This window comes from Micromonospora sp. WMMD737, assembly GCF_049179055.1.
GTDB classification, from domain to species: domain Bacteria; phylum Actinomycetota; class Actinomycetes; order Mycobacteriales; family Micromonosporaceae; genus Micromonospora; species Micromonospora reichwaldensis.
The window spans coordinates 5,082,075-5,104,362 of record NZ_JBMHMH010000001.1; the positions used below are offsets into that span (position 1 = coordinate 5,082,075).

The following is a 22,288-nucleotide window of genomic DNA, read 5'->3' on the forward strand; positions in this document are numbered from 1 at the left end:
CCCCGCTCGTGAGCGCGGGGGACCCTGCTGGGCGGCGCCCTGCGGACGCCGCCGGTCAGCGGCCTTCTGATGCCGTCGGTCAGGGCCCTGTCGACGCCGCCGGGCAGCGGTCTTCCGATGCCGCCGGGCAGCAGCCTCCGCCGGCCGACGACGACGGGCGGCCGGCGACCGGCGCGGCGGACCGGGCGAGCCGGTGGCGGCGACGCCTGATCCGCGCGGCGATCCTGGGCCTGGCGGCGCTGCTCCTGGCCAGCATTCCCTGGCTCTGGACGACGACCGCCGCCCGCGGCCACCTGTACGACGAGGCCGACGCACCCGCCGCCGACGTCGTGATCGTCCTGGGTACGGCGGTGGCGGCGGACCGCCGTCAGCCGGGTGACCGCCTCGCCGGCCGCCTGGAGACCGCCGCCGCGCTCGTGAAGAGCGGGCGGGCCCGGGTGGTCCTCGTGTCGGGCGACGGCGGCGGCACGTCCGGCGACGAGCCGGCGGCGATGACCGCCCACCTGACCGAGCGGCTCGGCGTCGATCCTCGTCGCGTCGTGGCCGACCCGTTCGGCCTGGACACCTACGACACCTGCGCCCGGGCCCGCGACGTGTACGGCGTCGAGCGGGCCCTGATCGTGACCCAGTCCTACCACCTGTCCCGCGCGGTGACGCTGTGCCGGCACCTCGGCCTCGACGTCGACGGGGTGACCGCCCGCTGTGCCGGCTGCGGACCCGTCCTGCTCGTCGGCAAGGCCGTCCGCGACTACTTCGCCAGCGGCAAGGCGGCCTGGGACGCGGTCCGGGGCAGGCCGCCGGCCGTCCGCTCGCCCGCCGACCCGGCGGTCCAGGACGCGCTACGCGGCTGATCCTGGCGCAACCACTGCATCCAACCGGGCATCGTCGACGGCGTGTCCATGAACAACAGCGACAAGCGTTGGTGTGAGACCCCCTCCAAGATCGCCACTACCTCATTTCGACGGCCGCCTACCTGAGCATCTACGATGCGCATCGGCTCGGGATCCCCCCCCGCCCGTCGTTCGCCACCAGCCAGGCTCAGCGGCACCAGCGACGCAGCGCAGCAGTACGGGCAGGAAGTTGATCGGCCTCCACAGCGGGCTGGGGGCTGCTCAACCGGTAGATGCGCCGCAGGACAGGTGGTCCGGGATCCCGGTACTGGCCAGCGTGCGTCGCTGCACTCCTCGCGCCGTACGTCGCGGGGTTCTTTGTGTTCTGACGGGATGCAGCCTTCGGTCCGCGTAAGAGGAACTGCTGGTCAGGCGGTGGCGAAGGCGGCGCGGCGGCGCGCGTCCACCTCGGCGGCCAGCGCCGGGGCCCGCTCCAGCGCCTCCGGGTGACCACAGGCGGCGAGCCAGTTCGCCAGCATCAGGTGACCGCCCTCGGTCAGCACCGACTCCGGGTGGAACTGGACGCCCTCGATCGGCAGCGTACGGTGGCGCATCGCCATCACCACCCCGGAACCCGTCCAGCCGGTGACCTCCAGCTCCTCGGGCAGCGTCTCCGGCAGCACGGCGAGCGAGTGGTAGCGGGTGGCGGTGAACGGGTCCGGCAGGCCGGCGAGCACCCCGACGCCGTGGTGGCGCACCTCGGAGGTCTTGCCGTGCAGCAGCTCGGGGGCGCGGGTCACTGTGGCGCCGAAGGCCTCACCGATCGCCTGGTGACCCAGGCAGACGCCGAAGATCGGCAGCTCGCCCGCGTACGCGCGGATGACGTCGAGGCAGATGCCGGCGCGGTCGGGGCTGCCGGGGCCGGGCGAGAGCAGGACGCCGGCCGCGCCGACCCTGCCCACCTCGGCGACCTCGATCTCGTCGTTGCGCCGGACGTCGCAGTCCACGCCGAGCTGGCCCAGGTACTGCACGATGTTGAAGACGAACGAGTCGTAGTTGTCGATCACCAGGACACGCATCAAGGGGCTCACTCGTCCGGGGAGGCGGGAGGGGTGTTGTTCTGGTCGGTGTCGTACGGCAGGTCGTGTTCGTCGCCGGGCGGGGCGTCGTCGCTCTCCCCGCCGCCCGGCACCGAGTCGCCGCCGGGATCGCCGGCGTCCTGGGTGACCTGCACGTCGTCGAAGGGCAGCAGGGGCTCGGCCCACGGGAACACCACGTACCAGAGCAGGGCCACCATCGCGCTGGTGATCAGCAGGCTGCCGACGAGCTTGCCGGGCAGCCCGAAGGGCAGCTTGCGCCAGATCCAGCCGTACACCGTCAGGCCCCCAGTTCCGCCGGGCGCCCCGCCGACTTCGGCTGGCTGCGCGCCAGCTCGGCGTGGATGATCAGGCGTTGGTAGTTGTCGAACTTCGGGTTGCAGGTGGTCAGGGTGAGCATCGACCTGGTCGGCTTCTGCCCGGGCTTGCCCGGTACGGGCGCCACGACCTCGACCTGGGTGGGCTTGACGATCCGGCTCTGGGTCACCTTGTAGACGTGCCAGTCGGTCTTGCCCTCCACCACGATGGCGTCCCCGTCGTTCAGCTCGTCGAGCCGCCAGAAGGTGGCCCGGTTGCGGTGCCCGGCGACGGAGAAGTTGCCGACCTGGCCCGGCAGGGCGCTGGAGGGGTAGTGGCCCGGCGCGTACCGGATGTCCTTCTGGGTGACGCCCTCGACGACGACCCAGTTCTTGTCGAGCTTGGGGATGTAGAGCCCCGCGATGGGCTTGCCCTGCACGGGCGGCTTCGGCTTGGCGGACGCGCTGGCCGACGGCGCCACCGTCGGGTCGCCCTCGGGGCCCCAGGCCTGCGCCAGTTGCTGGCTGAGGTCGTTCTGGTGGGCGTCGACGATCGCCGACTTGCCCCACACCTCGTAGCCGGCGAAGAGCAGCACAACCAGGCCGAAGGTGATCAGCAGTTCGCCGCTGACCCGGATGCCGGTACGCAGCCGGGAGCCCAGCGACGGCCGGGTGAGCTCCGAGTAGACGCTCTTGTAGCCCTCACCGGTCTGCTCCGGGCGGAGCTGGACCACCCGCTCGCCCCGGCGTGGCCGAGGCTGCTCGGCGGGAGTGTCGGAGCCCTCCGGCTCGTCCGTCTTCGGAGGACGCGGCACCGCGCCCATCAGTGCGGTCGACTCGACGAGCGCGGCCGGGGCGGTCGGCGTACGCCCGGAGACGGCCGGGATCAGGGCGGTGGCCCCGGGATCGACGTCGGGACCGGGGCCGGCCGGGGAGACCGGGGTCGACGGGCCGTTGGCCGACGCGCCCACCTTCGGGATGAAGGCGGTCGGCGCGTCGCCGGCCGGCCGGCCTTCCCTGGCGGCGGCCCGATCGACCGGCGGGCGGACGGAGCGCTCGCCGCCGGGACCGGAGGCCCCGGTGGCGCCCGGCAGCCGGAGATCGTCGGACGGCGACGCGGGGTGCGGCGGGGCGGCCGGCCGGACCGGGCCGGGACCGGGCCACGGCGGCGACCCGCCGGCACCGGCCCGGGCGGACGGGCCGGGATCGGTCGGGCTGGCATGGTGGAGGTCGGCGGGCTCCGGCCGACGGTCGGCGGGCCCCGGCCGACCGAAGCCGGCAGGGCCGGGTTGGTCGAAGTCGCCGCCACCGCGCCGGTCGAAGTCGGCGGGCCGGGAGCGGTCGAGGTCGGCGGGCCGGGAGCGGTCGAGGTCGGCGGGCCGGGAGCGGTCGAGGTCGGCCGGCCGATAGCGATCGGCTCCGGCGGGCTCCGGCCGACCGAAGCCGGCAGGGCCGGGTCGGTCGAAGTCGCCGCCTCCACGCCGGTCGAAGTCGGCGGGCCGGGAACGATCGGCATCGACGGGCCGGGAGCGGTCGAGGTCAGCGAGCCGGTCGTAGCGCGAAGGCACCGGGCGGCCGAGATCGCCGGACCCGCGCCGGTCGAAGCCGGACCCGTGCCGGTCAAATTCGGCGGGCCCAGGGCGGCCGAAGTCCCTGGTCTCCTCGCGGCTGAAGTCGGCAGGACCGGGGCGGCCAGGGCCGGCAGGACCGGGGCGGCCAGGGCCGGCAGGACCGGAGCGACCGGGCTCGACAGGGCCGGGGCGACCGGGGTCGGCAGGGGCGCGCCGGTCGGCGTCGGCGGGGCCGGGCCGCCCGAAGTTGGCGGGCCAGGGGCGGCCGTGGTCCGCCGGACCGGGACGGCCGGGCTCGGTGGGCCGAGCGGGGCTGCCGGCGGAGCGGCTCTGCTCGGCGCTCGGTGGGAAGTGGCCGAGGTTCGCGGGACGACCGGGTTCCGGTGCCGGGCGGGTCGGGTCGGGCGCGGCGCGCGACCATCCGGCGGAGGGGCCGGCAGGCGCGCGAGCGTCACCGGCGGCCGGGTCGGGCCCGTGGGGCGGACGGGGAGCCGGGGAGCGGGGCGGGAGCGTGGGCTCCGGCCAGGCGCCGGCCGGGGCCGGGCGGGCTGGTGCGGGCCCGGGCCGGTCGACCTTGGGCAGGAAGGCGGTCGGCCCGTCGTCCTGGTCGCAGTGACGGGCGTCGCGGTCCTCGGGCCGGTCGTCCGGTACGCGGTTCACCTGGGCACCGTCGCCGAGCGCAGCGTGGTCGAGTCCTCGAACGCCGGCACGGTCACCGAGGAGACGGTCTCCTTGTAACCGAGCTTGTAGTCGTCGACCAGGTCCCTGAACAACCGGACTCCCTGTGAGTCGGCGAGGGCCTGCTGCAGGGCAGCGGGATCGCCGATTGCTACGATCTTGAATGGTGGGGAGTACACCCGGCCGTGCAGCAGCAGGGTGTTACCCACGCAGCGTACCGCGCTGGTCGACAGCACGCGGACGTTCATGATGGACATGGCCTCGGCGCCACCCGCCCAGAGGGCGTTCACCACCGCCTGCACGTCTCCCTGGTGGACGACCAGGTCGTCGTTGGTGGCTCCGGCGGGCAGCGTGCCGTCGTTGCGCCGGGGCGCGTCGTCGAGTTCCACCGTCACCCCGGAGCCGGCGAGCGCGGTGAAACCGGCGTCCGCCCGGCTGGCAGCGGCCCGGTCCTGCTGTTCCCTGATCGGCCCGTCGGAACTGGCCAGGGCGTTGGTGCGGCCCTCGACCTCGGCGCGCAGGTCGGACGCCCGCCGCTCGCTGGCCGCCACTTCCGCGCGCCGGTCCTCGATCAACTGGTTGAGCTGGGGCCGGCGGTCCTCGCGCAGGGCGGTGCCGCCCGCGGTGGTCGCCGTGGTGGTGAAGAGCAGCCCGGCCGCGGCGGCGATCAGCGGCACCCCGATCGACCAGCCCGGCCGTCGCTGCCGTGGGCGTCGAGGCAGCAGCCCGGCGACCGCCCGCCGGAGCACCTTCTGCCAGGAGGCCGCGCCGGATGTGTACTCCACCGAGCGTTCCTTCCCCGTCGTCTGGTTCAGCCCGCGGAGGCGCGAGCCGCCGCGGCGACCCGAACAGTCCCGCCTTTTTCGGTCACTCCGTGCACTGGCCTCGCCCCATTCGTGGATTGGACGGGCCTTCGGGACTACGCTAGCTGTCGAACATTATTGGCCATGGACCGTCGCCCCCGCGCCCGGTTGTCAGGCCGGACGAGGTCGTAACCCCTCTGGAGAGCGTCGTGCCCAAGTCTCAGGTTCGCAAGAAGAAGGTGTACACCCCGCCGACGGACGTCCGTCCGACGGCGACGGCGGCGACGCGCAAGCCTAGCCCGGTGTGGCTCCCGGTCTCGGCGGTCGCCCTGATCGTCTTCGGCATCGGCTGGCTGGTGATCTACTACCTCTCCGAGCAGGAGTACCCGGTCATGTCGTGGGGTTACTGGAACCTCGCGGTGGGCTTCGGCGCGATGGTCGCCTCCCTGATCCTGCTCTCCCGCTGGCGCTGAGCGTCCTGCTCTGCCGCCGGCGCTGAGCGCCGCACCCCGCCGCCGGTCCGGCGGCGGGGTCGTCCGGGCGCGGTCGGCCCTGCTGTCGGCGCCGTCCGGTTCCGGGCCGGTGGCGTGGCAATCCATGTCACTCGGTGGAGCCCCTACCCGGCGGTGGGGGTGTCTTCGCCCTAAGGTGTGCGCAGGGCGGCGCGGCCCGGTGCGAGATGACTCACGTTACTCCTGGGTAACCTTGCGCGTAGGCTGCACTGCATGACCGAGCGGAGCGAGGTCATCGACCGGTCCGGTCGAGGGTGCGGCAGCTGTTGCTCGCCGGTCGTGCCCTGACCCGGGCCCCGGTCGCCGAGCCGCTCGACAGGCAGCAGACCGGGGAGGCCAACTCGATGGGCAGCGTCCAGATCGTCACCACGATCCTCGCGTTCGCCATCACCGCCGTGGCGGTGTGGCTTGCGGTACGCGCGGTCATGAAGATGGTGGCCGTCATCCGGCTGGGTCAGCCGGACCCGACCCGCTTCGGCGACACGGGCACCCGCGCGAAGACCATGCTGGCCGAGACCGCCGGCCACACCCGCATGCTCCGCTGGAGCGTGGTGGGCGCGGCGCACTGGTTCGTGATGGTCGGCTTCATCGTGCTGTCGCTGCTGGTGCTGGAGGCGTACTTCGAGGTCGTCTCCCCGACCGGCGGGCTGCCGCTGGTGGGCAACTGGGCGATCTACGGGCTGGTCACCGAGTGGCTCGCGATCCTGGGCATCGTCAGCATCCTGGTGCTGATCGCGATCCGGCTCCGCAACCGGCCCACCCGGCCGGGCGGGAAGTCCCGGTTCACCGGCTCGACCATGTGGCAGGGCTACTTCGTCGAAGGCATCATCCTCGCCGTACTGATCATGGGCTTCGTCATCCGGGGCTTCAAGGTCGCCACCGACCACTTCGAGTACCCGGTCTGGGCCGCCCCGCTCAGCCACGCCGTCGGCGGGGTGCTGCCGAACTGGGCGGCCGGCGTCAGCGTCGCCGCACTGATCAAGATCGTCATCTCGATGACCTGGCTCATCGTGATCTCGCTGAACGTCACCATGGGCGTCGCCTGGCACCGCTTCCTGGCCTTCTTCAACATCTTCTTCAAGCGCGACCCGGGCGCCAACGTCTCCGGCCTCGGCGCGCTGCGCCCCATGACCAGCCAGGGCAAGCCGCTGGACTTCGAGGAGGCCGACCCCGAGAAGGACCAGTTCGGCGTCGCCCAGGTCGAGCAGTTCACCTGGAAGGGCCTGCTGGACTTCAGCACCTGCACCGAGTGCGGCCGCTGCCAGTCGCAGTGCCCGGCCTGGAACACCGGCAAGCCGCTGTCGCCGAAGCTGCTGGTGCTGAGCCTGCGCGACCACGCGTACGCGAAGGCGCCGTACCTGCTGGCCGGCGGCGGCAAGGACCTGACCGGCGAGGAGAAGGCCACCGCCGCCCAGCTCGCCCACATGGACGTGCTGGCCCTGGCCGAGGCCGAGAAGCCGCTGATCGGCACCGCCGAGGAAGGCGGCATCATCGACCCGGACGTGCTCTGGTCCTGCACCACCTGCGGCGCCTGCGTCGAGCAGTGCCCGGTCGACATCGAGCACGTCGACCACATCGTCGACATGCGCCGCTACCAGGTGCTCATCGAGTCGAGCTTCCCGTCGGAGGCCGGCGTGATGCTGCGCAACCTGGAGAACAAGGGCAACCCGTGGGGCGCCCCGCAGAACACCCGCGAGGACTGGACCAAGGGCCTGGACTTCGAGGTGCCGCGGGTCGGCGAGGTCGACGACTTCGAGTACCTCTTCTGGGTCGGCTGCGCCGGAGCGTTCGAGGACCGGGCCAAGAAGACCACCCGGGCGGTCGCCACGCTGCTCAACGAGGCGGGCGTGAAGTTCGCGATCCTCGGCGAGGGCGAGACCTGCTCCGGCGACCCGGCCCGCCGCATCGGCAACGAGTTCGTCTTCCAGATGCTCGCCCAGCAGAACGTCGAGACCCTCAACGAGGCGTTCGAGGGCCGGGAGAAGAGCAAGCGGAAGATCGTCGCGACCTGCCCGCACTGCTTCAACACCCTCGGCAACGAGTACGGCCAGCTCGGCGGCGAGTTCGAGGTGGTCCACCACACCCAGCTCCTGGCGCACCTGGTCGCCACCGGCAAGCTCACCCCGGTGCAGCCGGTCGACGGCGGCGTGACCTACCACGACCCCTGCTACCTGGGCCGGCACAACCGGGTCTTCGCCCCGCCGCGTGAGGTGCTCGGCAGCGCCATCGCCGGCGGGGACGGCGCGAGCGGCGACGGCGGCCTCATCGAGATGCCCCGCAACAGCGAGCGCTCCTTCTGCTGCGGCGCCGGCGGCGCCCGGATGTGGATGGAGGAGAAGATCGGCAAGCGGATCAACGTGGACCGGGTCGAGGAGGCCATGTCCACCGGGGCGAAGACGGTCGCGGTCGGCTGCCCGTTCTGCTCGACGATGCTCAACGACGGGGTGAACGGCAAGGGCGCCGGCGAGCAGGTCGAGGTCGTCGACGTGGCCAGCGTGCTGCTCCGCTCCGTCAAGCCCGAGCAGGCGCCGGGCGACACCGAGCGGGCGCCGGTGGCCGGCTGACGCGTACCCCTGCGACGCCTGACGGCGGCGGCACCCCTCCCGGGGGCCGCCGCCGTCGTCGCTCAGGAGCCCGAGGTGATGACGGTGGTGGTGACGGCCGTGGTGGTCGCGATCAGGATGACCGCCTGGATCTCCTCGATGGCCTTCCTCGTGGCGGCGGACGCCCAGTCACCGGCGGCGATCTCGGTCAGCCGGCGCTTGACGTGCTCCTTCGGCAGCTCCGCGAAGAGCTTGCGGTCCAGGCCGACGGCCCGGGCGAGGCCGATGAGGGCGGCCGTCCGCCCGTCCACCGGGCCGTCCGCGGCCACTGCGGCGACCATCCGCTGCCGGGCCTGCGTCTCCACCGCCGGCTCCGCGCCGGTGGTGGACGGATAGCGGGTACGCGGAAAGACCCACAGCACCTTGTCCGAGTCGCGGCGCAGCACGCCGGCGGTGACCAGCCCGTCCAGCACCTGCTCGGGCAGGTCCTTGGCGAGCCGGCTGATCCAGTCCTTCGGCTTGCGCCGCTTGTCGTCGGCGGCGATCCGGGTCAGCGCGTCGTCGAGCTGCCGCTGCCCGACGGGGGTCGGGTCGGTCACCACGAGCCGGTCGTCGGCGATCTCGACCCGACCGGCGAGCGTCAGCTCCAGCAGCAGGGCGCCGGCCAGGCCGTAGTCGAGCGTGGGGCGGCCGAGCTGGTTGACGCCCGCGTCGTCGTAGCCGAGCAGGGCGAGTTCGTGGGCGAGCGTGAACGGGGCCATGCACCCGACGGTAGCCGGGGCCGGCGAGCCCGGCAGATCTTCCGCCCGTGACCGGGGCCGCCGCCCGTGCGAGAATCTCGCCGAGGTGAGACGACCATCGATGGCCTGCTGCTGACCACGCTGCTGCCCCTGGTCGGCTTCGTGCTGCTGACCGGCGGCAACGCGTTCTTCGTCGCGGCCGAGTTCGCCCTGGTCACGGTGGACCGCCCCGAGATCGAGCGGCGGGCGACCGCGGGCGACGGCCGGGCCGCGACCGTACGCCGGGCGCTGCGCGAGCTCTCCTTCCAACTCTCCGGGGCGCAGCTCGGCATCACCCTCACGGCGCTGCTCACGGGCTACCTGGCCGAGCCCGCCCTGGCCCGCCTCTTCACCCCGCTGCTGCGGCCGGTCGCCGGGGACGCCGCCGGCCGGTTCACCCCGTTCCTCGCCCTGGCCCTGGCCACCCTGCTCTCCATGCTCTTCGGCGAACTGGTGCCGAAGAACCTCGCGCTGGCCCGGCCGATGCCCACCGCCCTCGCGACCGCCGGCCCGATGCGCGCCTTCTCCCGCGCCTTCGGCTGGCTGATCCGGGCGCTGAACGACTCGGCGAACCGCCTGGTCCGGCTGCTGGGCGTGGAGCCGCAGGAGGAGCTGGCCAGCGCCCGTTCGCCGGAGGAGCTGGGGCTGCTGGCGGCCATCTCGGCGCGGGCCGGGGCGCTGCCGCCCGACACCGCCATGCTGCTGCGCCGGACCATCCGGTTCGGCGACAAGCGGGCCGCCGAGGCGATGACCCCGCGGGTCGACGTGGTCGCGCTGCGGGCCACCGCCACCGTGGCGGAGCTGCTGGCGCTGTCCCGCCGGACCGGGCGGACCCGGTTCCCGGTGTACGAGGAGACCCTCGACCTGGTGACCGGCGTCGCCGGGGTGCCGGACGCGCTGGGCGTGCCGCTGGCCCTGCGCGGCTCGACCACGGTCGGGTCGGTGGCCCGCGAGCCGGTGTACGTGCCGGAGAGTCTGGACCTCGACGGGGTACTGGCCGCGCTCGGCAGCGCGGGTGCCGACCTCGCCATCGTCGTCGACGAGTACGGCGGCACCGACGGCGTGGTCACCACGGAGGACCTCGTGGAGGAGCTGGTCGGGGAGATCGCCGACGAGTTCGACCCGGCCGCGGTGGACGACGTCGGCGCGGTCGGGCTGAGGGTGCCGGGCGGGGAGCGGACGGTCCTCGTCGACGGGGTGCTGCGCTCCGACGAGCTGGCGGAGCAGACCGGCTTCCGGCTGCCCGAGGGGCCGTACGAGACGCTCGCCGGGTTCCTGATGGCCCGGCTGGGGCACATCCCGCTCGCGGGCGAGACGGTCGACGAGTCGGGCTTCGAGTTCACCGTCGTGGAGGTCGAGCGGCACCGGATCGAGCAGGTCCGGGTGCTCCGTCCGGAGGAGCCGGACGGCGATGCCTGAGCTGCTGGTCACCGTCGCGCTGCTGCTCGGCAACGCGTTCTTCGTGGGCAGCGAGTTCGCGCTGATCGCGTCCCGGCGCACGGTGGTCGAGCCGTTGGCGGGCGGCTCGAAGCGGGCCCGCTGGGCGTTGTCGGCGATGAACCAGATCCCGCTGATGATCGCCGGGGCGCAGCTCGGCATCACCATCTGCTCGCTGGGGCTGGGCGCGATCGCCGAGCCCGCCCTCGCGCACCTGCTGGAGCCGGCGTTCCACGCGGCGCGGCTGCCGGAGGGGGTGGTCCACCCGGTGGCCTTCGTGCTCGCCCTCGGGGTGGTGGTCTTCCTGCACACCGTGGTCGGCGAGATGGTGCCGAAGAACATCACCCTGGCCGGGCCGGAGCCGTCGGCGCTCTGGCTGGGGCCGGCGATGCTGGCGTTCTGCCTGGCCACCAAGCCGCTGCTGGTGGCGATGAAGTGGGCGTCGCGCCGGGTGCTGGGACTGTGGCGGGTCGAGGCGGCCGAGGCCGTGAAGACGGTCTTCACCGCCGAGGAGCTGGCCGGGCTGGTGTCGCAGGCGCGTACGGAGGGGCTGCTGGACGCGGAGGAGCACGCCCGGATCACGGGCGCGCTCGCCCTGCACAGCCGGACGGCCGCCGACGCCCTGCAACCGTGGTCCACGGTGACCACGGTGGCCGAGGACGTCTCGCCCGCCTCGCTGGAGGTGCTGGCCACCCTGACGGGGCGGTCCCGCTTCCCGGTGGTGCAGCGGCACACCCGCCGGGTGCTCGGCTTCGTGCACGTCAAGGACGTGCTCGGGTACGCGGGCGCGAGCCGGCGGGCCCCTGTGCCGGCGGACGTCTACCGGCCGTTGGCGGTGGTGCCGCCGGACCGTACGCTCGCCGACCTGTTGCTGTCGATGCGCCGGGAGCGGCGGCACATGGTGCTGGTCAGCGACGGTCGCCGCCCCCTCGGGGTGGTCACGCTCGACGACGTATTGACCGCCATCGTCGGCAGGCGGGCCGACACCCTTGGTACGCAAGCGGTTGCGCAGGCGTGAAGTGGCCCTCGATCGCCTTGATTCCGCTGCCGGCCTTCCCTAATGTTGGGCACCGGCCGCTGTGGGTCGTCTGTCTCGCCCCTCTTCCCTCGCGCGAGGCGCCAAGCGGCCGGGTTGCAAAAGGAGTCGGTGCCGGTGGCAACCATGCCCCCTCATCGTCACGCACCGGGACGGTCTGCTCGTCCGGGTGGCCTGCGCAGGGTCGCCCACCGTCTGCTCACCCTGGTCGCCGCGGCAGCGGTCGGCGCCGGCATGCTGGCCGCGCCCGCCCACGCCGAGCCCTCGGTCGACGAGATCGAGGCCGCGATCGACCAGAAGTGGGAGCAGCTCGAGCCCACCATCGAGCAGTACAACAAGGTGCGGGCGCAGCTGAAGGTCAACCGCAAGAAGTCGGAGGACCTGCAGAAGAAGATCCAGCCGTTGGCGCTGGAGAGCGAGCTGGCGATGGACCGGGTCGGCGACCTCGCCTCCCGTTACTACATCTCCGGCCCGTCCCACGACATCGGCGCGCTGCTGGTCAGCGCCAAGCCCGACACGCTGACCGAGCAGCTGACGCTGCTGGACCGGCTGGCCGCCCAGGAGCGCAAGCAGCTCGAGGGTGTGACCCGGGTCCGCCAGAAGTACGACACGGAGAAGCAGAAGCTCGACACGCTGATCGTGTCGCAGACCAAGCAGCAGAACGACCTGGCGGCGAAGAAGAAGCAGATCGACGCCGACATCAAGAAGCTCGAGGCGTCGATGCCGGTGACGACCGTCAAGACGGAGAAGTGCCCGACCATCAACGGCGTGGTCAGCGAGGCGGCCCGCACCGCGATCCGCACCGCCTGCGCGCAGGTCGGCGACCCGTACGTCTGGGGTGCCACCGGCCCGAACTCGTTCGACTGCTCCGGCCTCACCCAGTACGCCTACAAGGCGGCGGGGATCCACCTGACGCACTTCACGGGTGCGCAGTGGAACGAGGGCAAGGCCATCCCGCGCTCCGAGGCGCGCCCGGGTGACCTGGTCTTCTTCAAGGCCGACCTGAGTCACGTCGGCCTCTACCTCGGCAACGACAAGATGGTGCACGCGCCCCGGGCCGGCAAGCCGGTCAACGTCTCCAGCATCAACACGATGCCGGTGGCAGGGTTCCGCAGGCCCGGCTGATCAGCTTCGCGCAACGAGAGAAGGCCCCCGGTCGGACCGGGGGCCTTCTTCGTGCGGGTGCGGTCAGCGCGGCGCGCCCAGCGGGGACGGCACCAGGTTCACGTCGTCCAGGTTGACGTACATGATCCGGTGGCCGAACTGGACCTGCACGTACCTGTTGTCGCCCCGGACGACCGTCTGGTCGTGGGGGGCGGACCCGTCGAACGTGGTGGCCCGGTAGTACTCGCCGGGGAGCAGGTTGCCGACGGCGTACCGCTGGCCGGCCGAGAGGGTGTACTGCAACGGCGAGATCGCCTGGTACGGCACGCCCTCCGGGTACGCGGCCTGCTCCGGGTAGGCCCGGCCGTACACCGGGATGGTGGCCTTACCGGTCTTCGGGGTCACCACGAACCCGACGGTCCACTTCGCCGTCGGCTTGGCGGCAGGGTTGTGGAACCACCCCTTCTGGCCGAGGTACCAGATCGCGGTCCAGTCGCCCTGCACCTCGGCCAGCGCGTACGTCTGGCCGGCCGAGACGCGGGCGCCGTGGTCGGAGACGTACGTGGTGTTCGGGGTGCCGTCGGGCCGCAGCGCGATGTCGTTGACCAGCGGCGCGTCGTGGCTCGGCGCGTTGTGCAGGAACAGCGCGGAGGAGCCGCGCAGCGGGCAGGGGGCCGTCGCCGGGGGCGGGTTCGGCACGCCCGGAGGCTGCCGGTTGCAGCCGGTGAACGGCGGCTGGTTGGTGGCGAAGTCCGGGTCGATGGTGACCAGCCCGGTCCGGTGCGTGCCGGTCGACTTGAACGGCGCCTTGAGCAGGTCGAAGTAGTGCGACCAGTTCCAGTACGGTCCCGGGTCCCAGTGCATGCCACGCACGTTCGCGGCGACGGTGCCGGGGACGTTGTCGTGCCCGATGATGTGGTTGCGGTCCAGCGGGATGTTGTACGCCCGCGCCAGGTGGCGGACCAGCTTGGCGGAGGTGCGGTACATCGCCTCGGTGTACCAGGTGCCGTGCCCGGCGAAGCCCTCGTGTTCGAGGCCGATGGACTTGGCGTTCACGTACCAGTTGCCGGCGTGCCAGCCGACGTTCTTGGTCTTGATGTGCTGGGCGATGTGCCCGTCCACCGAGCGCAGGGTGTAGTGCCAACCCACCCGCTTCGGGTCCTTGACCAGGTTGACGCTGGGACCGAAGTAGCCCTCGGTGTCGTGGATGACGATGTACTCGATCTTTTGCTGGGTGGGACGGTTGCCCAGGTCGTGGTTGCCGTAGTCGCCCAGGGTGGGGCCGTAGTTCTCGTACGGCGCCGGGATCCACTCGCAGGAGATGTCGTCCGGGCACTCCAGCCCGTCCGGCCGGGCGAGCTTGCGCAGGCGCAGCCGGTCCAGCCAGGAGCGGTTCGGCTGGACCGCCCGGCCGGCCAGCGTGACCCGCTGCCCGTCGTCGGTCACCCGGCTGTCGCCCGTGGCGATGGTGGCGTACACCTCGTTGGCGAAGGCCGCCGCGGCGTCGGCGCTGTCCGCGCCGGAGTACCGGGCCACCGCGCCGTACCAGGCCGCCGGGTCGGTGTCGGCGCCGACCGGGGCGCCGATCTCCTTCTGGTACGCGGCCAGCAGCGCCGCGCCGCCCCGGATGTTCGCCGTGACGTCCGTCCGCAGCGACTCCTCGCTGGCGCCGGTCAGCCCGGCGGCGGCGTCGACGGTCCGCAGCGCGGCCTCGGCGGGAGGCGACGCGGCCGGCGGCTCGTGGGCCTCGGCCAGGGACGGGCGGGAGTCGTCGCCGCGCGGGTCCTCGGTGCCCTCGTCGTGGTGCGTGCCGCCGGCGAGGGCGGCGACGTGCTCGGCGTCGGTGAGGTGCATCGGTCCGTAGCCGCCGCTGGTGCTCGGCGTGCCGGCGTTGGTGTCCCAGCGGGACTGCAGGTAGGAGACCCCGAGCAGGACGCTCTCCGGTACGCCGTACTCGGCGGCCGCGGCGGCGTACTGCTGCTGCCGGTCGGTCACCGGCGCCGCCGCGGCGGCGGACCCGGCGGCGGTGAGCGGCGTCGCCGCCATGGCGGCGGCCACGGCGGCGGCCAGCAGGACGCGTCTGCTCCTCGATGTCGCTGACAGGTGCATCAGACCCCCAGTTCGGACGGGCAAAGGTGGGGTCACCTTCGCCCCGCCCGCCGCCTCTGGTCAATACCTTTCCGTCAGACACTTCAGAAGGAAGAAAATCTTCGTCGCCCGGGTTGCGGATCCGCCCGACCCGGGTGGGTACGGAGTGTCACCGCCCGTAGGGTTGCGGATCGATAACGGTCGTCTCTACTCTGGTCCTTCGTCGGCCGGTGACATTCCGTCCAACCAGGGCGGTGACGGTCCGACACCGCCGAGTCGCTCCCGAGCGAGCCGGGGACCCAGGTTCCCCGGGGTGAATCCGCAGTCCCTGCGGTAGGGCGCCCCTTCCCGCCCGAACCCGTCAGCTAACCCGGTAGGCGGTACGGAAGAAGGAGCACTGAGCCCGGTGGCACACCATGCCCCGCGGCCACCGTCGGCCCGGTCGGCCCTCGCCGACCCGGTGACGGCTGCGCCGCGCCCACGCTGGTACCGCTGCACCACCGCCCTCGCCGCCCTGGCCGCGTTCGCCGTCGTCCTGACCGGCGGCGCCGCGGCGGCCCACGCCGAACCGACGGTCGCCGAGATCGAGCGGCAGATCGACGAGGACTGGAACAAGCTCGAACCGGTCATCGAACGGCACAACGCCACCCGCCAGGACCTGGCTGCCAGGCGGAAGCAGGCCGACGCGCTCGCCGCGCAGATCGGGCCGCTGGAGAAGCAGGTCGACCAGGCGATGGAGAAGGTCGGCGCGCTGGCGGCCCGCGCCTACAAGGGCGAAAACGTCTCCGCCGTCAACGCCCTGCTGGGCAGCCGTTCACCGAGCGAGATGATCGGGCAGCTCGAACTGCTCGACCAGTTCGCCCAGCACCAGCAGCAGGACGTGCGGCAGGTCGCCGAGCTGCGCGACCGGCTGGCCGCCAAGAAGGCGCCGCTGGACGAGATGGTCGTCCAGCTCGGCCGCACCGAGGCCCAGCTCGCGGCGAAGAAGAAGCAGATCAACGCCGAGATCGACCGGTTGCAGAAGCTGCGGCTGCGGGTCTACGGCAACGGCGGCGGCGGGCCGCTGCGTCCCGCCCCCTGCCCGGCCGGCTATCCCGGCGGCCCGGCCGGCACCGCCGTGAAGTTCGCCTGTGCGCAGATCGGCAAGCCCTACGTCTGGGGCGCCGAGGGGCCGAACTCGTACGACTGCTCCGGCCTGATGCTCGCCGCCTGGGCGAAGGCGGGGGTGTCGCTGCCACACAACGCCGCACAGCAGCGGCGGGCCACCGCGTCCGTGAGCCGGGGCGAGCTGCGCCCGGGCGACCTCGTCTTCTACTACAGCGACCTGCACCACGTCGGCATGTACGTCGGCGGGGGCTGGGTGGTGCACGCCTCCCGCGCCGGGGTGCCGATCAAGATGAAGAAGGTCGACGACGGCCCGATCCACAGCTACGGCCGCCCCGGCTGAGGTGTCAGGAAGGGCACCTTCCTAACGCCTTCGGTAGAGGAAGGTGCCCTTCCTGACGCGCAGCGGCCGGGTCAGCGGCCGGGTCAGCGGGTGGGCCAGGTGCGCCAGTGCTGCCAGGAGCGGCTCGGGGTCGGGCCGCGCTGTCCCTGGTAGCGCGAGCCGTAGACGGCCGAGCCGTACGGGTGCTGCGCCGGCGACGAGAGCCGGAAGATGCAGAGCTGGCCGATCTTCATGCCCGGCCAGAGGGTGATCGGCAGGTTGGCCACGTTGGACAGTTCGAGGGTCACGTGACCGGAGAAGCCCGGGTCGATGAAGCCCGCCGTGGAGTGGGTGAGCAGGCCCAGTCGGCCCAGTGAGCTCTTCCCCTCCAGCCGGCCGGCGAGCTGGTCGCCGAGCGTGATCACCTCCAGCGTCGAGGCGAGCACGAACTCGCCCGGATGCAGCACGTACGGCTCGCCCTCCGGCACCTCGACCATCGACGTGAGGTCGTCCTGCTGCTGCGCGGGGTCGATGTGGGTGTAGAGGTGGTTGTTGAAGACCCGGAAGAGCTTGTCCAGGCGTACGTCGATGCTGGACGGTTGCACCAGCGCGGGCTCGAACGGCTCCAGCGCGAGCGTTCCCGCCTCGATCTCGGAGGCCAGGTCGCGGTCGGAGAGCAGCATCCGCACACCTTAGCGACCGACACGCGTGACCTGCGTGTCGGAGTGCATCTTCGTACAATTGTTCGATAGAATGCCGGCATGGCTTCCTGGTCCGAATTCGCCGCCGACGAGCCCCGCCTCGCCGACGGGATCCGCCTCCTCATGCAGCAGTACGGGCCGGGCTTCGGCTACCTGGCCACCGTCCGCGCCGACGGCGGTCCCCGGGTGCACCCGGTCTCCCCGGTGATCACCGACGAGGGGCTCTTCTGCTTCGTCGTCGACTCGCCCAAGCGGCGCGACCTGGAGCGCGACGGCCGCTACGCGCTGCATTCGTTCCCGCCCGAGGAGAGCGACGACGAAGCCTACGTCGCCGGCCACGCCCGGCCGGTGACCGACCCGGCGCGGGTGGCCCGGCTGGCCCGCAGCCACCGGGCCGCGCCGCAGGTCGACTGGCGGGTCTTCGAGTTCACCGTCGACGTGGCGATGCTGGCCCGCCGCGAGTCCGGCGTCGCGGGCGGCGCCAGCGAGTGGCACGGCCGGCCCGCCGTCCAGGTGTGGCTCGACCCCCATGCGGCCGCCGCCGGCACCGCGCTGGTGCCCGAAACCCGGTCGGGGCGCGTCGGCGACCACGCCGCCCGCCCCGCCGCCTGAGACGCGGTGCGGCGCCCCGGGCCGTCCCCCTCCGGGGCACCGCACCGTGACCACCGCCCGACCCCCGCGTGCCCGGCCGCACAGACGCCGGTGCCGGCCCCGTCGAGCGAGGCCGGCACCGGTCGAGTCGTACGGCGTGACTACGCCGCGCGGTACGCGTTCCAGGCGGTCAGCATGCGGCTGGCCTGCCCGGCGGTGAACTGGTACATGCAGGAGTCGTAGCTGTAGTCCATGAAGTTGGTGATCGGGTCGACGCCGGGGGCGGTGCAGGTGTTCCGCCCGGTCGGGCAGCCGGAGGCCGGCGACGCCTCGGCAGCGGTGTCGCTGACGCTGTCGCCCGAGCCGGAGCAGCCGCCCTGGAAGGTGTGGTAGAGGTTCAGCCAGTGGCCGACCTCGTGGGTGCCCGTGTCGCCCTGGTTGTAGTTGGTGGCGGTGCCGCCCGGCAGCGACTCGCTCAGCACGACGACGCCGTCCATGCTGTTGAGGTTGCGGGTCGGGAAGGTCGCCCAGCCGAGCAGGCCGTTGCTCAGCTCGCCCAGGTAGATGTTGAGGGTGTTCTTGCCGCCCGTACGCAGCGAGGTCTTCATCGACCGCTCCGCCGAGGAGCCCTGCACGATCGGGTACCAGGACGGGTTCGTCACCCGGTTGATCTTCTGGAGCTGGAAGCTGAACGCGGTGGACGCGCCGCCGGTCGCCCCGCTGAACGACTGGTTCAGCACGTTGATCTGCGAGTTGACCATCGAGTCGGGGATGTTGCCGCCGGCCCGGGTGCTGTTCTCCTGGATCACGTGCACCACCACCGGGATGGTGACGGCGGCGGCCATCGTGGAGGCGCCGGCGCCGGTACGGAACCGGGCCCGCTCACGCAGCGCGGCGGCCATGTCGGCCTCGCGCTCGCGGGTCTCCGCGAGGGTCAGCTCGTTCGGCTCGTGCTTGGCGCCGCTGCCCGGCTTGACGCGGGCGTCCGAGTGGACGTCGGCCGGCTCGACGCAGACCTCGGTCGGGGCGGCGGAGAAGGCCGAAGCGGCCGGTACGACACCCACGGCGGCGGTGCTGAGCAGCAGCGCGAGGGTCGTCGACGCGACGCCGGCCGTACGCCGGGTCAGCAGGTTGGGACGGAGTCCCATGGGCCCACCTCTTTCTGGCGGCGCGACAGGGGGTATGTCACGCCGTGACTGGAACGTTGGGCAGACGTTACAACCCATCGATTGATTTGAGAATGGCCATATGTTGCCGCGGTGGAAATTTTCCTGGCAGCGGCTGGGCGCGCATCGACGTTGCTCGACGCGGGACACGACTCGCCGCCCTGGCGTGACTGGGGTAGCGGTGCGGCTGGTGGTGCGGCGTGGCGGGCGGTGGCGCGGCGCGATCTTGGCGAGTTCAGGCCCCTGTGGGGGCCGTTGGCTGCCAAGATCGCGGCACCGGGTGGTGTCGGAGGGGTACCTGGGTGCAGCGTCGTGACGACTCAGGTACAGTGGTGCCGCCTGCGGGTGTAGTTCAATGGCAGAACATCAGCTTCCCAAGCTGACAGTGCGGGTTCGATTCCCGTCACCCGCTCCAGCACGAAGGCCCTGGTCAGGATGCAGATCCCGACCAGGGCCTTCGACGTTTTCCTGCGCGCCCAACCCGACGAAGCATCGAGCTGGGCGCGTCGAGCGAGCTATGCCGCGAAGCGGGAACGGCGTCGGCGGCCGATCAGGTAGCCAGCGCCGCCGAGGAGCAGGAGCGCACCGCCAATGCCGGCCACGGTCGCGGTGTCGGCACCGGTCACGGGCAGCCCACCGCCCTCGCCGCCGGGGGCGCCCAGGCTGGAGGAGGGGGCAGGGGTCGGTGCAACGGTCGTCGTGGCACTGGGCGTGGCGCTCGGTGCCGGTGTGGGCTGAGCCGTTGCTGTCGGTGTGGGCTGAGGCGCGCAGTCAATCGCACGTGCGGCGTACAGGCCGTTGTTCAGGTAAGCCAGGTAGGCATCGACGGACCCGTCGTCGAGCACCTTCTGCGCGGCCGCCCTCACGTTGGCACCAGTGCCCGTCAACGTCCGGACCACCGTGATCCGCAGACTCGTTGACCAGGCGTTCTGCACGTCCGCCTTGAGGAATGCACGCAGATCATCTGCGGTGCCGTCCAGCCGTTCCTGCATCACCCGAGGCAGAACGGGCAACGAATCGGCGTTAGCTGCGGCCAGGATCTGGTTGGCCAAGACCCGCACCTCTACATCGGTGGCGGTATCGAGGTCGATGGTGACAAGCTCGCGGATATCCTTGTACACCTTGCGCTCGACCGTCTGGCAAGCCTCGTTCAGACCGGGCGATTCGGTTTGAGCCACCGCCGGCGCCGCCGGAATCAGAAAGGCCAGCGCCATTAGGGCGCCGGCCGGTATCTTCCATTTCAAGTGGGTCTTCCTCCCCCGCTTCAGGCCAAAACATGGAGATATTACCGTCAGTGGGCGGAAAAGCAAGAAGGGATTGATGTCGTCGATGGTGCCCCAGGGCTTCCGATCGGATGAGGCCTCGACGCCCGAGGACGGCTGACATCCTGGACTGTGCAATGAGCGCCTGTACGACCAGCGCCAGATAGTTCCCGCCGTGCGTTGCGTTCCCGTTCGAGCGGGAGCCGAGGGTCAACGGCGGTCAGTTCCTGGAAGTGCCCGCCGGCAACGGAGCGATCACGAGTGGGCCCCGACGTCCCAGCGCCCACACGGTGAGCGCGAAGCAGCAGAGCACCGCTCCCGCGATCGTGACCGCTGTCCAGCCGCCTGCGGACCAGAGCGTGGTCGCGGCGGCGGAGCCGATAGCAGCACCGATGAAGTTGCCGGTGGCCGCCAGGATGCGATGGACGGCGACGAACGGATGCTGCCAGAAGTGGGGACGTGGGTGAGTCGGCCCATGTCCCCACTTCTGATTCCCCTGTACGCGAATGTGGCGTGGTAGCGGCCGTGACTCGCACCGCTGGGAGTGCAACTCAGTTCATAGAGTTCCTCATCATCACGACAAAAGTGAACCCGGTGCTCGTCGGACGACGCAGGGAAATGTCACATTTGATCCGGCGCAGTACCTCGTTTCTGCTGAGGCGGAGCCCTTGCGCGATGAGCCGCTCCGGGCGGACCGGCACCGGATCCTGGAAGTCGACCTCCACCTGCAGGGGCCACGCCTTGTCGACCTGTGCCGGCGGGGTGTCCAGCTGCCAGGCCCCCTGCCAGTCCAGGGTGTAACGGTTGCGCCGGGCGAGCAGGGGATCCAGCAGCGTGGCCGCCACGAGTTCCGGATCGTTGGCGTGATAGCCGTCGAGTAACGCCGGGTCGAGGGATCTGACCGACGCTCGCTCGTGCACGGTGAGTTTGCTCGTCCGATTGCAGGACACGCAACGGACCAGCAGCCACACGTCCAGCAACTTGCCGTTGGCGTTGACGCGGAACCTGCCCTCGCCGGTGGTGGCCGACTCCGACCGGCAGTCCACGCACCGCAACGACAGCAGAGGAAGCCTGGTCCGGCGAACGATCCAGGGCAGCACAATATGAGGTTGTGAAGACATGACGATCTCTCTGAAGACCTGACACGAGGCCGATTACGCGCGGCCTCAAACGCTGCATGAACGGGCGCACGCGGGCAGCCCGACAGAACCGACGAGAGGGTCGGCCTGCAGATGCGCGGAAGAAGGCGTCAGGTCTAAAGAGCGGGCGGGGTCACGCGGTTGTCCTCTGTCCTCGCTGCGACGGGGCATCGGCAACCTACGGGAACGCGGAAGTAGGGCTCAAACGGTTTTCCGGCTCGAAGCGCGATCCGCCTGCGGGAGATGTCCTATCAGCGGTCCGCCGCCGTCAGCCCGGGCATTGCCGGCACCGGCGACCTCCGGTCGGCATCGGACGGTCCACGACTGCCCGGCGAGAAGATCCGCTAGCTCCCCCCGCCAGCGTCCTCGATACTCACGGCGTGATCGACAAAGACCCTCAGGCCCCATGGCTGCCTCGCGTTCCTCACCCGGCTGACAGCCCGACGCTGCCGATCTACATGGTCATCTTCTTCTTCCTGGGTCTGGCTGGATTTGCCGTACATGGACTGTCCGACGGCAGAGAGGACTGAGCGGTCACGGGCGGGCACAGAGACACGACCAGACCGGCCACCGCGAACGCGCGGACGCTCCTCGGCCCTCTCCGGGTCTGACATGATCGCGCCGTGCCCGACTCCGAGCCGCCGAGGTCGGTTCGCCCGCTGGAGCCGTCTCCGCCGGCGGCGCGCACCGAGCTGTCCACGCTGCTCGTGCTGCTGCTCACCTCGGTCGTGCTACTGGCGCTCTGTTACGGCTGTGCTGCCTTCTGGCTGTACAACTGACCGAGGTCCGGCAGCAGCAAGGCGCTAGGTTGCCGCCTTGCGGCCATTGCGGCATCAGTTCCGCTTCCGCGTCCGTGGCGGGCCGAGGCGGCAGTGACCACTACCGGCGCGTGGGCCAAGCTGCCCAGGCCGCAGCGACGGCGCAGAGCATCAGGCAGACGAACAGGCAACTCAGCGCGCCGCAGAGCACCGCGCCGAGGGCTCCCAGACCCTCCACGGGCACGATCGTAGGCGCTGAGCCAGCCGTGCCCCGCACCAGCGGACGGCCACGACGCCGGACTCAACCAGACCGGGCGTCCACAGGGCGCGTCCGGCCTCTGCTTCGTCGCCGCCACCCGATCCGGCCACGGCCAGGACGGTGGAGGGGCGGTAGGCAGGGTGGAACGGCGGCGGGGGTCGCGTACGCCCGTTTTGCCCCACGGGGGCAGCGTGGCCGGAGCCGGCCTGGCT

The 22,288-nt window shown here is 71.7% G+C and carries 20 protein-coding genes, 1 tRNA gene and 1 riboswitch; of the genes, 11 read left to right on the forward strand and 10 right to left on the reverse strand.

All coding sequences use genetic code 11. From position 1 onward, the window contains the following. Positions 1–8 precede the first annotated feature (8 nt). On the forward strand, positions 9–851 hold the full coding sequence (locus ACN27A_RS22370; RefSeq protein ID WP_421456607.1) for a SanA/YdcF family protein: 843 nt from the start codon (positions 9–11) through the stop codon (positions 849–851). 407 nt (positions 852–1,258) lie between these two features. Here ACN27A_RS22370 and ACN27A_RS22375 read toward each other — a convergent pair whose 3' ends face one another. From ACN27A_RS22375 to ACN27A_RS22390, 4 genes are all read right to left on the reverse strand, one after another. Next, on the reverse strand, positions 1,259–1,909 hold the full coding sequence (locus ACN27A_RS22375) for an aminodeoxychorismate/anthranilate synthase component II (protein ID WP_421456609.1): 651 nt from the start codon (positions 1,907–1,909) through the stop codon (positions 1,259–1,261). 8 nt (positions 1,910–1,917) lie between these two features. Beyond that, complete coding sequence (locus ACN27A_RS22380; protein WP_421456611.1) at positions 1,918–2,205, reverse strand: hypothetical protein; 288 nt, start codon at positions 2,203–2,205, stop codon at positions 1,918–1,920. Between the two features lie 2 nt (positions 2,206–2,207). Continuing rightward, complete coding sequence (locus ACN27A_RS22385; RefSeq protein ID WP_421456612.1) at positions 2,208–3,791, reverse strand: class E sortase; 1,584 nt, start codon at positions 3,789–3,791, stop codon at positions 2,208–2,210. A gap of 659 nt (positions 3,792–4,450) precedes the next feature. Continuing rightward, on the reverse strand, positions 4,451–5,257 hold the full coding sequence (locus tag ACN27A_RS22390; RefSeq protein WP_421456614.1) for a DUF881 domain-containing protein: 807 nt from the start codon (positions 5,255–5,257) through the stop codon (positions 4,451–4,453). A gap of 227 nt (positions 5,258–5,484) precedes the next feature. Here ACN27A_RS22390 and ACN27A_RS22395 point away from each other — a divergent pair, with 227 nt between their 5' ends. Both ACN27A_RS22395 and ACN27A_RS22400 read left to right on the forward strand, forming a co-directional pair. After that, positions 5,485–5,748, forward strand: a complete 264-nt coding sequence (locus ACN27A_RS22395) for a cell division protein CrgA (RefSeq protein ID WP_151454344.1) — start codon at positions 5,485–5,487, stop codon at positions 5,746–5,748. 383 nt (positions 5,749–6,131) lie between these two features. After that, positions 6,132–8,351 carry a (Fe-S)-binding protein gene (locus ACN27A_RS22400; protein WP_421458563.1) on the forward strand — a complete coding sequence of 740 codons (2,220 nt, stop codon included), beginning with the start codon at positions 6,132–6,134 and terminating at the stop codon, positions 8,349–8,351. Positions 8,352–8,413: 62 nt separating this feature from the next. Here the strand turns inward: ACN27A_RS22400 and ACN27A_RS22405 are convergent, their stop codons facing one another. Continuing rightward, positions 8,414–9,091: a GOLPH3/VPS74 family protein gene (locus ACN27A_RS22405; protein WP_421456616.1), complete on the reverse strand. Its 678-nt coding sequence runs from the start codon at positions 9,089–9,091 to the stop codon at positions 8,414–8,416. Between the two features lie 123 nt (positions 9,092–9,214). Between ACN27A_RS22405 and ACN27A_RS22410 the strand changes: the two genes are divergently transcribed. The 3 genes from ACN27A_RS22410 to ACN27A_RS22420 all read left to right on the forward strand — a co-directional run bounded on the left by ACN27A_RS22410 (position 9,215) and on the right by ACN27A_RS22420 (position 12,707). Continuing rightward, complete coding sequence (locus ACN27A_RS22410; RefSeq protein WP_421458564.1) at positions 9,215–10,528, forward strand: hemolysin family protein; 1,314 nt, start codon at positions 9,215–9,217, stop codon at positions 10,526–10,528. After that, complete coding sequence (locus ACN27A_RS22415) at positions 10,521–11,564, forward strand: hemolysin family protein (protein WP_421456617.1); 1,044 nt, start codon at positions 10,521–10,523, stop codon at positions 11,562–11,564. The genes ACN27A_RS22410 and ACN27A_RS22415 overlap by 8 nt, the downstream gene beginning before the upstream one ends. A gap of 144 nt (positions 11,565–11,708) precedes the next feature. Then, positions 11,709–12,707 (forward strand): NlpC/P60 family protein, encoded by a 999-nt coding sequence (locus tag ACN27A_RS22420; RefSeq protein WP_421456619.1) that lies wholly within the window; start codon positions 11,709–11,711, stop codon positions 12,705–12,707. Positions 12,708–12,770: 63 nt separating this feature from the next. On the opposite strand, the gene ACN27A_RS22425 is transcribed toward ACN27A_RS22420, so the two are convergent. Continuing rightward, the gene (locus tag ACN27A_RS22425) at positions 12,771–14,795 is read right to left on the reverse strand and encodes an N-acetylmuramoyl-L-alanine amidase (RefSeq protein WP_421456621.1); all 2,025 of its coding nucleotides are present in this window, start codon (positions 14,793–14,795) and stop codon (positions 12,771–12,773) included. Positions 14,796–15,033: 238 nt separating this feature from the next. Then, positions 15,034–15,168: riboswitch (cyclic di-AMP (ydaO/yuaA leader) on the forward strand. Between the two features lie 12 nt (positions 15,169–15,180). Here ACN27A_RS22425 and ACN27A_RS22430 point away from each other — a divergent pair. Further along, the gene (locus ACN27A_RS22430; RefSeq protein ID WP_421456623.1) at positions 15,181–16,221 is read left to right on the forward strand and encodes an NlpC/P60 family protein; all 1,041 of its coding nucleotides are present in this window, start codon (positions 15,181–15,183) and stop codon (positions 16,219–16,221) included. An 83-nt stretch (positions 16,222–16,304) separates the two neighbouring features. On the opposite strand, the gene dcd is transcribed toward ACN27A_RS22430, so the two are convergent. Continuing rightward, positions 16,305–16,883: a dCTP deaminase gene (gene dcd, locus ACN27A_RS22435; RefSeq protein ID WP_121397319.1), complete on the reverse strand. Its 579-nt coding sequence runs from the start codon at positions 16,881–16,883 to the stop codon at positions 16,305–16,307. A 78-nt stretch (positions 16,884–16,961) separates the two neighbouring features. On the opposite strand from dcd, the gene ACN27A_RS22440 reads away from it, so the two are divergent. Then, positions 16,962–17,513: a pyridoxamine 5'-phosphate oxidase family protein gene (locus ACN27A_RS22440; RefSeq protein WP_421456624.1), complete on the forward strand. Its 552-nt coding sequence runs from the start codon at positions 16,962–16,964 to the stop codon at positions 17,511–17,513. A gap of 140 nt (positions 17,514–17,653) precedes the next feature. Here the strand turns inward: ACN27A_RS22440 and ACN27A_RS22445 are convergent, their stop codons facing one another. After that, positions 17,654–18,640, reverse strand: coding sequence for a zinc metalloprotease (locus ACN27A_RS22445; protein WP_151454352.1), 987 nt, complete (start codon positions 18,638–18,640; stop codon positions 17,654–17,656). Between the two features lie 359 nt (positions 18,641–18,999). On the opposite strand from ACN27A_RS22445, the gene ACN27A_RS22450 reads away from it, so the two are divergent. Further along, a tRNA-Gly gene (locus ACN27A_RS22450) sits at positions 19,000–19,073 on the forward strand. Between the two features lie 100 nt (positions 19,074–19,173). Here the strand turns inward: ACN27A_RS22450 and ACN27A_RS22455 are convergent. Both ACN27A_RS22455 and ACN27A_RS22460 read right to left on the reverse strand, forming a co-directional pair. Beyond that, positions 19,174–19,902: an LPXTG cell wall anchor domain-containing protein gene (locus ACN27A_RS22455; RefSeq protein WP_421456627.1), complete on the reverse strand. Its 729-nt coding sequence runs from the start codon at positions 19,900–19,902 to the stop codon at positions 19,174–19,176. Positions 19,903–20,471: 569 nt separating this feature from the next. Next, on the reverse strand, positions 20,472–21,020 hold the full coding sequence (locus ACN27A_RS22460; protein WP_421456629.1) for a DUF1062 domain-containing protein: 549 nt from the start codon (positions 21,018–21,020) through the stop codon (positions 20,472–20,474). A gap of 419 nt (positions 21,021–21,439) precedes the next feature. Here ACN27A_RS22460 and ACN27A_RS22465 point away from each other — a divergent pair, with 419 nt between their 5' ends. Both ACN27A_RS22465 and ACN27A_RS22470 read left to right on the forward strand, forming a co-directional pair. Further along, positions 21,440–21,589: a hypothetical protein gene (locus tag ACN27A_RS22465; RefSeq protein ID WP_421456631.1), complete on the forward strand. Its 150-nt coding sequence runs from the start codon at positions 21,440–21,442 to the stop codon at positions 21,587–21,589. A gap of 93 nt (positions 21,590–21,682) precedes the next feature. Next, complete coding sequence (locus tag ACN27A_RS22470; RefSeq protein WP_357576994.1) at positions 21,683–21,838, forward strand: hypothetical protein; 156 nt, start codon at positions 21,683–21,685, stop codon at positions 21,836–21,838. Positions 21,839–22,288 lie beyond the last annotated feature (450 nt).